General features: G+C 38.9%; 15 protein-coding genes. 5 read left to right on the forward strand and 10 right to left on the reverse strand.

The features are described 5' to 3' along the window. Window positions 1-393: 393 nt before the first annotated feature. The 3 genes from ACOV1Q_RS05585 to ACOV1Q_RS05595 all read right to left on the reverse strand — a co-directional run bounded on the left by ACOV1Q_RS05585 (window position 394) and on the right by ACOV1Q_RS05595 (window position 2,287). The gene (locus ACOV1Q_RS05585) at window positions 394-822 is read right to left on the reverse strand and encodes a DUF4268 domain-containing protein (protein WP_424493403.1); all 429 of its coding nucleotides are present in this window, start codon (window positions 820-822) and stop codon (window positions 394-396) included. A 65-nt stretch (window positions 823-887) separates the two neighbouring features. Further along, a complete protein-coding gene (locus ACOV1Q_RS05590; RefSeq protein WP_424493404.1) occupies window positions 888-1,475 on the reverse strand; it encodes a ZIP family metal transporter in 588 nt (195 codons plus the stop codon). A gap of 80 nt (window positions 1,476-1,555) precedes the next feature. Continuing rightward, window positions 1,556-2,287: a class I SAM-dependent methyltransferase gene (locus tag ACOV1Q_RS05595; protein ID WP_424493405.1), complete on the reverse strand. Its 732-nt coding sequence runs from the start codon at window positions 2,285-2,287 to the stop codon at window positions 1,556-1,558. Window positions 2,288-2,332: 45 nt separating this feature from the next. Here ACOV1Q_RS05595 and ACOV1Q_RS05600 point away from each other — a divergent pair, with 45 nt between their 5' ends. Then, window positions 2,333-3,487, forward strand: coding sequence for a THUMP domain-containing class I SAM-dependent RNA methyltransferase (locus tag ACOV1Q_RS05600; protein ID WP_424493406.1), 1,155 nt, complete (start codon window positions 2,333-2,335; stop codon window positions 3,485-3,487). 12 nt (window positions 3,488-3,499) lie between these two features. Here the strand turns inward: ACOV1Q_RS05600 and ACOV1Q_RS05605 are convergent, their stop codons facing one another. From ACOV1Q_RS05605 to rlmD, 3 genes are read right to left on the reverse strand one after another with little or no spacing between them, the layout of a single operon-like run. Continuing rightward, window positions 3,500-4,213 (reverse strand): DUF6048 family protein, encoded by a 714-nt coding sequence (locus ACOV1Q_RS05605; protein ID WP_424493407.1) that lies wholly within the window; start codon window positions 4,211-4,213, stop codon window positions 3,500-3,502. Continuing rightward, entirely contained in the window at window positions 4,176-4,667 is a 492-nt protein-coding gene (locus ACOV1Q_RS05610; RefSeq protein WP_424493408.1) for a DUF6452 family protein, read from the reverse strand. The genes ACOV1Q_RS05605 and ACOV1Q_RS05610 overlap by 38 nt, the downstream gene beginning before the upstream one ends. Continuing rightward, window positions 4,664-6,076: a 23S rRNA (uracil(1939)-C(5))-methyltransferase RlmD gene (gene rlmD / locus ACOV1Q_RS05615; protein WP_424493409.1), complete on the reverse strand. Its 1,413-nt coding sequence runs from the start codon at window positions 6,074-6,076 to the stop codon at window positions 4,664-4,666. The genes ACOV1Q_RS05610 and rlmD overlap by 4 nt, the downstream gene beginning before the upstream one ends. 175 nt (window positions 6,077-6,251) lie before the next feature. Here rlmD and rocD point away from each other — a divergent pair, with 175 nt between their 5' ends. Beyond that, window positions 6,252-7,496 (forward strand): ornithine--oxo-acid transaminase, encoded by a 1,245-nt coding sequence (gene rocD / locus ACOV1Q_RS05620; RefSeq protein WP_424493410.1) that lies wholly within the window; start codon window positions 6,252-6,254, stop codon window positions 7,494-7,496. Between the two features lie 73 nt (window positions 7,497-7,569). Here rocD and ACOV1Q_RS05625 read toward each other — a convergent pair whose 3' ends face one another. From ACOV1Q_RS05625 to ACOV1Q_RS05635, 3 genes are read right to left on the reverse strand one after another with little or no spacing between them, the layout of a single operon-like run. Beyond that, window positions 7,570-7,893, reverse strand: coding sequence for a CCC motif membrane protein (locus tag ACOV1Q_RS05625; RefSeq protein WP_424493411.1), 324 nt, complete (start codon window positions 7,891-7,893; stop codon window positions 7,570-7,572). A 17-nt stretch (window positions 7,894-7,910) separates the two neighbouring features. Further along, the gene (locus ACOV1Q_RS05630; protein WP_424493412.1) at window positions 7,911-8,195 is read right to left on the reverse strand and encodes a DUF2752 domain-containing protein; all 285 of its coding nucleotides are present in this window, start codon (window positions 8,193-8,195) and stop codon (window positions 7,911-7,913) included. A gap of 4 nt (window positions 8,196-8,199) precedes the next feature. Further along, window positions 8,200-10,038: a T9SS type A sorting domain-containing protein gene (locus ACOV1Q_RS05635; RefSeq protein WP_424493414.1), complete on the reverse strand. Its 1,839-nt coding sequence runs from the start codon at window positions 10,036-10,038 to the stop codon at window positions 8,200-8,202. A 92-nt stretch (window positions 10,039-10,130) separates the two neighbouring features. Between ACOV1Q_RS05635 and ACOV1Q_RS05640 the strand changes: the two genes are divergently transcribed. After that, window positions 10,131-10,349: a hypothetical protein gene (locus tag ACOV1Q_RS05640; protein WP_424493415.1), complete on the forward strand. Its 219-nt coding sequence runs from the start codon at window positions 10,131-10,133 to the stop codon at window positions 10,347-10,349. Continuing rightward, window positions 10,294-10,887, forward strand: a complete 594-nt coding sequence (locus ACOV1Q_RS05645) for a DUF8465 domain-containing protein (protein ID WP_424493416.1) — start codon at window positions 10,294-10,296, stop codon at window positions 10,885-10,887. Before ACOV1Q_RS05640 ends, ACOV1Q_RS05645 begins: the two co-directional genes overlap by 56 nt. Window positions 10,888-10,890: 3 nt before the next feature. Here ACOV1Q_RS05645 and ACOV1Q_RS05650 read toward each other — a convergent pair whose 3' ends face one another. Beyond that, complete coding sequence (locus ACOV1Q_RS05650) at window positions 10,891-11,910, reverse strand: hypothetical protein (protein ID WP_424493417.1); 1,020 nt, start codon at window positions 11,908-11,910, stop codon at window positions 10,891-10,893. Window positions 11,911-11,997: 87 nt separating this feature from the next. Between ACOV1Q_RS05650 and ACOV1Q_RS05655 the strand changes: the two genes are divergently transcribed. Then, on the forward strand, window positions 11,998-13,146 hold the full coding sequence (locus tag ACOV1Q_RS05655; protein WP_424493418.1) for a cysteine desulfurase family protein: 1,149 nt from the start codon (window positions 11,998-12,000) through the stop codon (window positions 13,144-13,146). Window positions 13,147-13,240 lie beyond the last annotated feature (94 nt).

Consider the following 13,240-nt stretch of genomic DNA (forward strand, 5'->3'; position numbering starts at 1 on the left):
GTACTGCATCTCGTGGGAGAGTATGTCGCCGCCTTTTTTTTAAACCCTTCATCATGAATTTGATGAAGGGTTTTTTTATGGAGTAAAGTGAAACAAAAAGAAGAGAAATACCTAGAGAGAACTGCCTAGTAAAGGAACTTTTATCGTAAATCAAGTATTGCTTTTTCTATCGCAGGAGGGCCCTGAGATTGATGTTTAAATAATTTTTAATGTAAGACTGAAAAACATCTTTTTTAATGTTAGAATTAAATCAGTAGATTCTAAAGGTAAAGGCAGTAAAAATATATAGTAGAGGAAGAGGAGAGAACTTTAAGATTTGAAAAATCATTGAAAACGTATTGATGATGAACCGTTATTCTCCGTTAGACATGAATATTCCAAACTTAAAAAATACTATTGATCAATGAAATCTCTGTATTCTATAAAAAAGCTCTCTAAAAGATCCATTTTTGAAGCTAGCCATTCTTGAACCCTTGGCCAGTCGTTTTTATTGTGGATGTTGACATTTTCTCTCTGTAAAAATGCTCTTGAAATTACTTTTCCATTCTCTAATTCATATTCTTTATCGAACATTATTTCAGGAAGAAAGTCTTCTTTTAAAATGGATTGCAGACTTTGAATCTTTTCATAGTAATATTCCCGAAATACTTCATCACTAGACGTGCTTTCTATGGCTACTTCCGCATACTTCCTGGTGAAATCAAATTTGAGACTGAGGTCTTTTATCCTGGTATTGTATAAAAGCCATTTTCGGGGATAGTTTTTTCCGAAGCTGATCCAGAATTCCTGACGTATTTTTTTTGATTCTTCGCGACTGTACATTTTAGTTTAAAATATAAAGAAATTATCTTCTCGAAAAGGACGATTTAAACATCATTTTTGAAGCATCATGCAAAGTAGGCAAGTATTATTCCGGCGATGATGGCCAGTAATTTCCCTGCATTGAACTTGTGATTTTTTGAAGCCTCAAAAATGATCGTTGTCGAAATATGAAGAAAAATACCTATTACAACTGCATTTATGGAAACTTCATATTTCTGCAATGTCTCAAATGTATGGTTTAACCAACTGCCCAACGGAGTCATAAGCGCAAAAAATATGAGGAAGATCCCGGTTTTGGTCTTATTGATATTTGATTTTATTAAAAAGCTGGCAAGAATAACAGCCACAGGTATTTTATGTAAAACAACTCCGTGCAACAGGTGTTCCCTCTCGTTCAATGGAAATCCTTCCAATAAAGAGTGTGCACAGAGACTTAGTAGTAGTAACCAGGGAAATTTTGTGCTGTTCTCATCATGATGCAGGTGCCCGTGTTCAGCACCGCGTGATAGGAATTCGAGCAATATTTGAACTAGAATCCCGGCCATGATAAGAATGCCCACATGAGCATTGCCGGACCCATAAACATCTGGAAGAAATTCAAAAACGGTTACAGATAAAAGATAGGCTCCACTAAAAGCAAGTAATAATTTCAACCCGAGTTGATTTCTGGGTCTTAAAAATAGTGCAGTTAAAAAGCCAATAAAGACAGATAATATAGGGAGTAGATATATCATTAGCGAAAAATCAGGATAAGACGATCTGATTCTATTTCTGAGAAATTTTCAAGGTGATAATTTCCAAAGCAATGCAACAAAGTTATTCCTGCACGATCAAAATATTTTTTAAAATGTTTAAGGGTGAGGGCTTTGACTTTTTCGGTGTAATTAAAACTTTCTCCTCTATCCTGAAAAGAAATATTCTTGAAGATGTAACCATTCTGGAAGGTTCGGGTGATATGGAATTCTATTCCTTTCACAGTTTTGACTTCAGAAGGTACAAGACTTGAAATTACCTTTTCTACATTCATAAAATCTATGACTCCGTAACCGTTGCAGGCTGTTTCAGCCTTTATTGCCTGGATGGTGCGGAAATTATCTTCTTCTTCATGAAAATATCCAAAACTAGTAAAAAGGTTTAAAACCGCATCAAATTTCGTATCCATTGGTTTACACATATCATGAACCTCAAAATTCAAACTGCTGTTTTCGAATTGTTTGGCAAACGCAATGCTATTCAGGGAGAGATCTACTCCCGTTACATTAAAACCTAATTGATTTAAAAAAATGGAATGCCTGCCTTTTCCACAAGCGAGATCAAGGATCTTCGCGTTAGGTTTCAGATCAAGGAAATTAGTGAGTTTTTTCATAAAAAATCCGGCTTCTTCATAGCCGCGATCCCTGTACAAAATGTGGTAGTAAGGCGTGTTGAACCACGAAGAAAACCAGTTTTTTCCTGTTTTTGTCATATCGGGCAAAATTAACGTATTTTTGCCTCTCAGAGGAATGATCTTATGGGAAATAATTTTAAAATGTTGGCAAAAACGCTCTACGGATTTGAGCCGGTACTTGCTAAAGAATTAAGAAATTTAGGTGCAATTGAAGTGAAGGAAGGTGTTCGTTCTGTATCTTTTTATGGCGACATCGGCTTTATGTACAAGGCAAATTTATCTCTAAGAACAGCCATAAAAATCCTGAAACCTTATGCTTCTTTTAAAGTATATTCGGAAGAAGATCTTTACAAAGAGATTTATAAAATAAACTGGGAAGAACTTCTGGGTCCTACAGATACTTTAGCCATTGACGCTACTGTACATTCAGATAGATTTACGCATTCCAAGTACGTTGCATTAAAGTCTAAAGATGCTATTGTAGACCGTTTTAGAGACAAGTATGGAAAAAGACCGGGAATCGATCTTGATTTTCCCACTTTGCGACTGAATATTCATATTGAAAAAAATAATTGTACCGTTTCGCTTGACAGTTCCGGCCAATCCCTGCACAAGCGCGGTTATAAGTCGGCAACTAATATTGCGCCTATAAACGAAGTTTTGGCTGCAGGAATGCTTTTACTTTCGGGCTGGGACGGGCAATGTGATTTCCTTGATCCAATGTGCGGTAGTGGAACCATTCTTATTGAAGCAGCAATGATCGCTTGTAATATTCCGCCGAACTTAAACAGGAAAGAATTTGCTTTTGAAAAGTGGCAGGACTGGGATGAAGATCTATTCGAAAAAATTGAAGCTTCCGTTTTAAAGAAGATGCGAGATTTCCATTTTACAATAAAGGGATATGACAAAGCTCCTTCTGCCATCAGAAAGGCGCAGGACAATATAGATAATGCCAATTTATCTGAATTTATCACCGTGGAGCAGCAGGATTTCTTTGAAAGTGAAAAGACTACTGAGCGTCACCTGCATATGGTGTTCAATCCGCCGTATGGGGAAAGGCTAAACATCGATATGCCGGTATTTTACAAAGCAATAGGTGATACCCTGAAGCAAAATTTCCCTGGAACTCAATCCTGGTTCATCACTTCCAATCTTGAAGCGATAAAACATGTTGGTTTACGTCCTTCCAGAAAAATCAAGCTTTATAACGGTGCTTTGGAGTCCAAGCTGCTAAAGTATGAGATCTATGAAGGCTCAAAAAAGGCAAAAAAGAATTGATTTCTAAAATCTTTATAATTTGTATAACGGAATCAGGTAGGAGATGGAATAACCATATCCTACGCCTATAGAACTTCCATCATAAGTGCGGTGAAATCCCGGAATGTAGAGATTGTCGAAATTTCCGGGAGTGGACTGGCCAAGGCGGCGCTTCAATTCCACATGTGTTCCCAGGTAAAGATTGTTCAATACCTCTACTTTGATTCCCAATTGAAATTCCAGCCAGTTTGCCGTTAAATTACTGTATTCCTGAGTTTCTATTCTTGTATCCCTTTCAAAATAGGGGTCACGTGTATAAATGGAGTAACTTTCCAGTTCTGAAGTAAAGGAAGAAAACGCATAGCGCAGACCTACATAGATAAGATTTTGCATTCCTCTCCAGTTCTCGTAAACGTTATAATCTGCACCAAGTTTTATGTAGCTTCCGTTCGCGCTTGCAGTAACATTTTCTTCAATAATGCGGTCTTTTTCATTCCCCAATTCTGCAGCGAGATAATAATTTTTATAAATGCGGTAATCGCCTTTCACTTCGAGCCCGCGGTAATCTTCATCAAACATGCTGCGAATAGGTTTTGAAATATCAATACCTACTCTTAATCCATATTTTTCCCTGTATTTTAACGAATCCTGCAAAGGTTCCTGTCGATTTTCCTGTGCAGCTACTTCCGAAGAAAACAACCAGGAAAAGCTAATGAGTAAGAAAAATATGGGCGTCTTCAGTTTCATTTATTATATCGTTTTGTTCAACAGATTCTGTTAAGATCCAATTTTCTTCATCTTCTATTATTTCTACATCCATGTCCAGATAATTTACTACAAATCCGCAGGCGCGATTCAGATATTCTGGAGAGGGATTGTATGAAAAGGAAATGGTGTCTACATTTTCTGTATCGGTGCCACTGTTTCTAATAAAGCGGTAGCTGGTGGCATTTTCATTGGTTCTTAGAGGTATGCTAATCCTGTTCGTGGTAACAGGACCAAAAAGGGTGTCTTCTTCTCCTATGGCTTGTAAAAGCAAACCCTGGACTGCAGTTAAAGTTTCTTCATCTTCATCATCATAAAATTCAATGATTAGAAGAGGGGTAACTTCAGTTCCTTCGGGACAAATATCATCTTTTTGACAATTTAAAAAGACCAAACAAAGAAGAAGTGGCAGCAAAAAGTTCTTCAGTTTTTTCATACTCTTTTTTCTAAGCAAACTACGTTTTCCACATGAAAGGTCTGTGGAAACATATCTACGGCCTGCACTTTTGTTACCTTGTAATGCTCGTCCAGCAGGGCAAGATCGCGCGCCTGTGTGGCCGAATTACAACTTACATAAACGATGCGCTTTGGCAAGATACCAATAATTTGTGCAACTACATCTTTGTGCATTCCATCGCGGGGAGGATCTGTAATGATCACATCTGGTTGTCCATGCCTATTAATAAAGTCGGCTGTAAATACCTTTTTCATGTCCCCTGCAAAGAACTCGGTGTTGGTGATATTATTGTTCCTGGCATTTTCTTTTGCATCTTCAATGGCTTCGGGCACTGCCTCCACACCAACAACTTTTTTTGCTTTCGCAGCGACAAACTGGGCAATGGTTCCGGTTCCTGTATACAAGTCGTACACCAGTTCATTTCCTGAAAGATCTGCAAAGTCACGTGCTATTTTGTACAGTTCGTAAGCTTGTTTGGAATTCGTCTGGTAAAATGACTTGGCATTTATTTTGAATTTCAGGCCTTCCATTTCTTCGAATATGTGATCGTTTCCGTGGTAACAAAGCACCTCCTGATCATAAATAGTATCGTTTCCTTTTGGGTTAATGACATACTGGAGCGAAGTGATTTGCGGAAATTCCCTGATCATAAAATCGAGTAGCAGTTCTCTTTTCTGTTTATCCTCTTCAAAAAACTGAATAAGCACCATGATCTCACCAGTGGTAGAAGTTCGAATCATAAGGGTTCGCAACATCCCTTTTTGTTCTCGCGTATTGAAAAAGGGAATTTCATTTGCTATGGCAAATTCTTTTACTTTATTTCTAATTCCGTTACTCGGCGCCTGTTGCAGGTGACATTCTTTTATATCCAGGATCTTATCCCACATCCCCGGAATATGAAATCCCAGCGCATTACGATTTTCTATATCCCTTCCGCTTTGAATTTCTTCCTGAGTAAGCCAGCGGCTGTCGCTGAAGGAGAATTCCATTTTATTGCGATAGAAATAGATTTCTTTAGAGCCAAGAATAGGAGTGACTTCCGGAAGTTCTATTTTGCCGAGGCGGGTGAGGTTGTTGGTCACCTCCTTCTGTTTGTAGTAAAGCTGGTGTTCATACCCCATGAACTGCCATTTGCACCCGCCGCATACGCTAAAGTGTATGCAGGGTGGTTCTACACGTTTATCTGAATATTCATGAAAATTGGTGGCAGTACCTTCATAATAAGCTCTTTTTTTTCTCGTGGTTTGTACGTCTACCACATCACCCGGTACTGCATTATTAATGAAAATCACCTTGCCATCTGGTGCCTTTGCGATACTCTTTCCTTTTGCCCCGGCATCAATCACCGAAAGCTCCTTAAATTCTTTATTTCTTTTCTTTCTTGCCATAGCGCAAAAATAGGATAAATGCCCTGGATTTAATAGGGCTTGCATTGAAAAATTCGCCAAACATTTAGTAATTTGCGACTTCTGAATTTGGGATGATTTCTCTCCTCCAAATGCTTCCAAAATGTGTGGTTAGGAAAGCAGGAATTACTTTTTAATAATGTTTAAAAATCAAAAAATGTCGATTTCAGAAAAAATAACTTCCGAAGAAGCTATCCAGTTAGAAGATAAGCATGGAGCCCACAATTACCACCCTTTACCGGTAGTACTTGAGCGTGGGGAAGGTGTACATGTCTGGGATGTGGAAGGAAAGAAATACTACGATTTTCTTTCGGCTTATTCTGCGGTGAACCAGGGGCATTGTCACCCTAAAATTGTTGGAGCCATGACCCGTCAGGCCGAAACTCTTACCCTTACTTCCAGGGCTTTTCATAATGATGTGCTTGGAAAGTATGAAAAATTTGCTACCGAGTATTTTAACTTCGATAAGCTGTTGCCAATGAATACGGGAGCAGAAGCTGTTGAAACGGCGATAAAAATTGCCCGTAAGTGGGCTTATGAAAGAAAAGGGGTCAAAGAGACTGAAGCGCAGATCGTGGTTTGTGAAAATAATTTCCACGGAAGAACGACTACTATTATTTCTTTTTCAAATGATGAAGGTGCCCGAAAGAATTTTGGCCCATATACTCCGGGATTTCTAAAGATCCCTTATGATGATCCAGATGCGCTTGAGGAAGTGCTTAAAAACAATGATAACATTGCCGGATTCCTGGTAGAGCCAATCCAGGGAGAAGCCGGTGTCTATGTTCCTTCTGAAGGATTCTTGACGAGAGCGAAAGAATTGTGTGAGAAGCACAATATTCTTTTCATTGCAGATGAAGTACAAACTGGAATTGCCAGAACCGGTAAATTACTGGCTGTAGATCATGAGGAAATAAAGCCTGATGTATTAATCCTTGGAAAAGCCATTTCAGGAGGTGTTTATCCGGTCTCTGCCGTGCTTACAGATAATGAAGTGATGGACGTCATTCAGCCCGGGCAACACGGTTCCACTTTTGGAGGAAACCCTGTGGCTTGTGCGGTGGCAATGGCCGCCCTGGAAGTGATAAGAGATGAAAATCTGGCCGAAAATGCCGAAAAACTTGGGCATCTTTTCCGAAGAAAATTGAATGATTTCATCCGCACATCCAGCATTGTGAATCTCGTAAGAGGTAAAGGTCTCTTAAATGCCATTGTCATCAATGATTCTGAAGACAGCTCTACCGCGTGGGATATTTGCATGAAACTTAAGGAAAATGGATTACTTGCAAAGCCAACTCACGGAAATATCATTCGGTTTGCACCTCCATTGGTAATGAACGAAGAGCAGTTGAACGAATGTGTTGATATTATTACAAAAACACTACAGGAGTTCGAAAAATAGCATTTTTGCTGAATATTATGAAAAACAAAAAGGCTGCCTTAGGCAGCCTTTTTTAATATATAGGGTTTGTTTTTTATCCACCATATTCTCTCATAATCTCTTCCTGCATTTCCTGGTAACCTTCAATTCCATAGATCGCAAAATAAACAACCAGTGACAAAATGTAAAGTGTAGACAGTACAATTCCTATAATTGACAGAATGCGTCCTGTTTTGACATTACTGTAACCCGAATACAGTTCCGGATTTTCCAGGTACGTTTCTTTTGCTTTTTTAGCCATTACAAGTGCTACAATCCCAAAAACGAGACCGGGAAGACCATAACAGCAACAGGCGAGCAGTGAGAGAATTCCAAAAATGAGGATGAGTGTTGAATTAGGAACAGATTGTCTTTCCATAGTTTTAGTGGTTTTGGTTAGTTATACATATGGCTCATCTTAACGGCGTAGGCCACAATAATAACAAGCGCATTAAAAAAGATTAGTCCGATTTTAAAATACCAATCATGTTTAAATTTATAAAAAAGATTGACAATGAGGAATAAAGTAAGAAAAAGTAAAGAATAAACAGCAGGATACATCTTAAAAGCTGCAGAAAATTCGCCCTGAAAAACCAGCAGGAGAGCGCGCTGTGCACCGCAACCCAGGCAGTCAATCCCGAACAACTGTTTGTTGAGACAGGGCAACATGAATTCCTCCATAGAACTAAGGCGTGTTTCGAACAGAAATCTTTTGAGTTTTTATGCTTCCGTCGTGGTTTAAAATTTTTACAAGATAAACGGAATTCCTTAAATGTGCGGTACCAAAACTCATGAAATCGGTTTCCGAACTCAATTTTTTATGAAAGACCTGTTTCCCGGAGAGATCGAAAACAGTAACTTCAGAAAGAGGAATTAAAGCCGTATTTATTATTTCCAGCTGGCTTTGATTATTGTTTTGGAAGATTACCACCTCTTCATATACAATTTCATCATCTACAACAGGAATTTCCTTTTTGTTTAAAAAGGTTATTTTAAACCTGCTGTGATATATTCCCGGCTCAAGTTCAAGTTCAAAGCTGTTTTCCTTAATTGCGTGGTAAATGTCCAGGAAAGAATCGTACAGATATATGTTAGATGGGCTAAAATTCTGAAGTTCTTTTACAGATATACTAATAGAGGCATCTTCTTTTTCAACTTTCAGAAAGAGGGGGATTTCCTCATTTTCATCAAAGGGGCGAATGTCTATTACATAATTCTTTTCGTCCTGAAGAAATCCAACATCTGTAGGTGCTAGGTTATAGGCGGCAGCATCCATAGCTGCATCTGTCTTACTGGTGGCTGTGGGCCAAAAGGCCAGTGACAACTGCCTTACATATGCGTCATTCAGGCTTACGTCAAATAATATTTGCGGAATTTCAACAATCTCTCTGGTATCTCCTGATGCTTTATTTGATGCATTTTTAAAATCTGAATAATTCCCTTCTTTACGGTAAACTCTATGCTTATTCTTGAATTCCAAGGTGTTGTTTGTAGTTCCTTTTACCATGAATCCCTGTGCAATAGGAGAAAAGCGCCGGTCATAATGTTTAGAAGCAGGAAGACCGGGAGGTTGTGGTGAACCTCCTCCATATTTTTTGAATATAGGCTTTACATAAATACCGGCAGTGCAGGGGTCAACCGGACTAAAGGCACCGTACCCACCTACGTATTGATCTAAACTATGGGAGGTACCATTCTCTTTGGAATCCCAAAAATAAGCAACCCCGGAAATGGCATTTTTTCGAGTTATTTCACCGTAACAAGTGGTGGTTAAAGTTCCTGTACCAGAATTCTCCAGCAAAAAAAGGCTTAAATCCAGTGCGGAAGGATAGGGGTTTCCTATAAGCATGTTTGTTCCGGGGGTTGTAAAAAGTAAAATGTTGCCGTTGTGCGGTCTTCCTCGAAAATCATAACGTTGGCTGTTCCCGGGATTATTCTCTCTGCCGTTTACAACAGTAGGATCTTTTCCGTTGACACCTTTCATGGTAAAGCCGTGACCGGCCTGAATGATCGTTTGATTCCCCACATGCTGCCAGTCCGTATAGCTGGTGCCCGTGTAGACGAAAAGCCATTGGCTCGAAATTTTTAATGGATGGGCAGTGCCATCCAAAGTGTTTACAGAAATCGCCTGAGAGCTTTTGGTTTCAGATTCTGGAGCAAATAACATACTGATCCCAAATAAACCATTGCTCAGGAAGTCATTTCCAACTGGTGAAGACCAGTAATTATAATCATAAGCGTTGCTTGTCCCTTCCTGAAACACCGAGAGTAAACCATCTCCATGATTAAAGGTATTGCCGCTTTCTCCTTGTAGTAATTGTGCTTCTTCTCTTAAGTATAGACTGGCTTCTGTATTAGGGTTGCCGGTGTTTTTATAAAGGCCTACTGGTCCTTCAACAAAGAGCAGCTCGTCCTTGACGTACAAAAAATTACTTTTTCCGGAAGCTGTGGGCTTTACGGTAAGTTGCGAAAAGCAAATATTCACCATAAATAATGTAAGAATAAGGCTGAATAATTTTTGCATTTTCCCGAGCTTTGTTCAAATTTAGATGTTTTTTAGACAATATTCTTATTTTAGGAATATTATAACATTGACAAACAGGTAATTGTATAAATATGAATTCTCAGGTTATTAATTCATTGTTGATCATTATAGGAGGAGGTTTGCTGGTTTTTCAAATCGCTATCCAGGAAAAAAACGTGTACATCATGATTCTTGGGCTGGTTTTTCTCATGTTCGGGCTTTATCGTGCTACTAATTATTGGGTAGAGACAAAAGATGACCATAAGAACAATGAAGATGCCGGCGATGGAAAAAATGATCGTGATGCTTAAACCTGGTGATAAGATAGCTGTACTGGACGAGGATCTCGAAGGCAGAGTGATTTCTCTGGATAGAGGTGTAGTAACCATCGAAACTTCTGAAGGTTTTATGCTGGATTTTAATGAAGATGAACTGGTGAAAATAGAAGCGCCACAGGAACTGGTGCCCGGCAATTTCAGGGAAATTTCTGAAGCTTTAAAAGAAAAAGAAGCTTTTAAAAAGAAAAAGGCAAGACGGGTGAAGCCCAAAGAACGCAATGTACCTCCCATGGAGGTCGACCTGCATATTCATAAGTTGGTCAACAATAGCAGGGGAATGTCAAATTATGATATGCTAAGCATTCAACTTGATACCGCAAAACGCCAGCTGGAATTTGCGATGAACAGGAGAATACAAAAAGTGGTTTTTATTCACGGAGTAGGAGAAGGAGTATTGCGCGCGGAACTTGAAACCTTATTCAACCGCTATGAGAATTTAAAGTATTACGACGCCGATTATCAAAAATATGGGTTGGGTGCTACTGAAGTATATATTTTTCAGAACGCATAATTTTTATTCTTCAGCTTCTTCCTCTTCTTCACCGTCTCCATCTTCTTCCGGTAATTCAAAAAGATCTATCACATCTGTGCCCGAATCTCTAAACCCGAAATCGTAAGTATTAAGACGAATTTGCTCTCCGTCACTTTGTCTTGACAACGTAAGATCTTCGATAAAAACGGTATATCTATAGCTTATTGTAATTTCATTAGACGTAGAAGGTTCTGCATCAAAAGCCTGTAAAATTTCAGGGTTGAGATAATAAGGAACGCCCTCGTCATTTAGGTCATCTGTAGGGTCGCCATCTTCATCCCAGTCTTCAAAAATGGTTAAAGTGCCGTCACCATCGTCATCGTTGTCAAGGTAGTTTGGAATTCCGTCTCCGTCAGTATCGGGCAAATCTGATGCAGTATTTTCCGCTTCCACAGCTATCTCTTCGCTCGTAGAAACATTATCTCCATCATCATCAATATCCAGATAATTTGGAATTCCGTCGTTGTCTGTATCCGGGTATTCTACATCGTCAATAGTGACATAATAATCAGCAATAACCGCATTTTCCATTTCTGTGGGAACGCCGTCCCTGTCAAGATCCAATAAATTGTTAAGGCTGCTGTAAATAACAATTTCTCCTCCTGATGTACTTCTGTATTCATCTAAAACACCGGGCGAGGTAGGAGGAATTTCATTACAGAAATAATTATCGCCCACATCTCCATTAAATGTTCTATAGACCACTTCATTTTCTGAATTTAAGGGAATTCTTCTTTCATCTATAGCCTCGACCAGGAAAACATCATCTTCTGAAAGTGGCTCCAGAAGAAAATCATCTGAAAAAGGTTCTAATTCAAAAATGACAGCAATGGCTTCATTTGAAAGATCATTATTGATTTTAAAAAAAACCTGCGTATCATCTGGGCCCGAACACCACTCAAAATTATTTTCTTCAAACTGAAAGTTGGTAACGATGATTTCCCCATCATCGCAGGATGCCAGCATTAAAACAGCACAGAGAGCAAAAAAATAATTTTTCATGAAAAAGATTTGAAACAAAATTAAAGTAAATCACACTTTATACCGACTCTTCTTTCAAATAATTTTATTTGTATTAATTTTGAGCCCATGAAAAAAGTGTATCTGGACAACGCAGCAACTACCCAAATTCGGGAAGAAGTAATTACTAAAATGGCAGAAATCATGAAGGAAACCTATGGGAATCCTTCTTCCATTCACTCCTTTGGACGTTCGGCGAAAACGCTGATTGAGCAGGCGCGTAAAACTGTAGCAGGTTTTCTAAAAGTGGCTCCTTCAGAAATTATTTTCACCTCTGGTGGGACCGAGGCAGATAACCTGGTTCTTAACAGTGCGGTACGTGACCTTGAAGTAAAGCGCATCATCACCTCCAAGATTGAACATCACGCCGTGCTTTACACCATTGATCAATTAAAGGAAGAATATGATATTAAGGTTGAATACCTTAAACTTGACGACTGCGGAAACCAGGATCTGGATCATTTAGAGGAACTGCTTTCCTCTTCAGAAGAAAAAACCCTGGTTAGTCTCATGCACGTGAATAATGAAGTAGGAAACCTGCTGAATATTAAAAAAGTGGGTGAACTATGTCAAAAACATAAAGCACTTTTTCATAGCGACACAGTGCAATCTGTAGGACATTTTGACCTTGATCTAAGTGAGATCCATATTGATTTCACAGCCGTTAGCGCTCATAAATTCCATGGTCCCAAAGGGGTGGGTTTTGCTTTTATCCGCAAGAACAGCGGATTGCAACCACTCATCTTTGGAGGAGAGCAGGAGCGTGGTTTTAGAGCGGGAACAGAGGCCGTTCATAATATTGTAGGGCTCGAAGAAGCCCTAAAACTGTCTTACCAAAATCTTGCAGAGGAACGCGAATATATCACCTCTCTAAAAAGGCATTTCGTGGACCTTATTCAAAAGGAAATTCCCGGAGTAAAACTTAACGGTTCCTGTGACGATTTTGAAAACAGTACGTATACGCTTGTTAATGTATGTTTACCAATTTCTGAAGAAAAGGCGATGATGTTATTGTTCCAACTGGATCTTAAAGGTATTGCCTGCTCAAAAGGAAGCGCCTGCCAGAGTGGAAGTGAAGGTGGGTCTCATGTTTTGAACGCTTTTTTATCTGAAGAAGACTTGAAAAAACCTTCTTTGCGGTTTTCATTTTCGAGATACAACACAAAAGAGGAAATTGAATACGTTGTCGAGGTACTGAAAGAATTTATAGAAAAATAAAAACCTCATAAAACATCTTTCGGAAGCATCTTTTTAAGTAATCTCTGTTAAGGTTTTTTCTAGCAAAAGAATTTATTTGAAAAATGCCATTTTT

It is taken from the genome of Salinimicrobium maris (assembly GCF_049680855.1).
Lineage (GTDB): Bacteria > Bacteroidota > Bacteroidia > Flavobacteriales > Flavobacteriaceae > Salinimicrobium.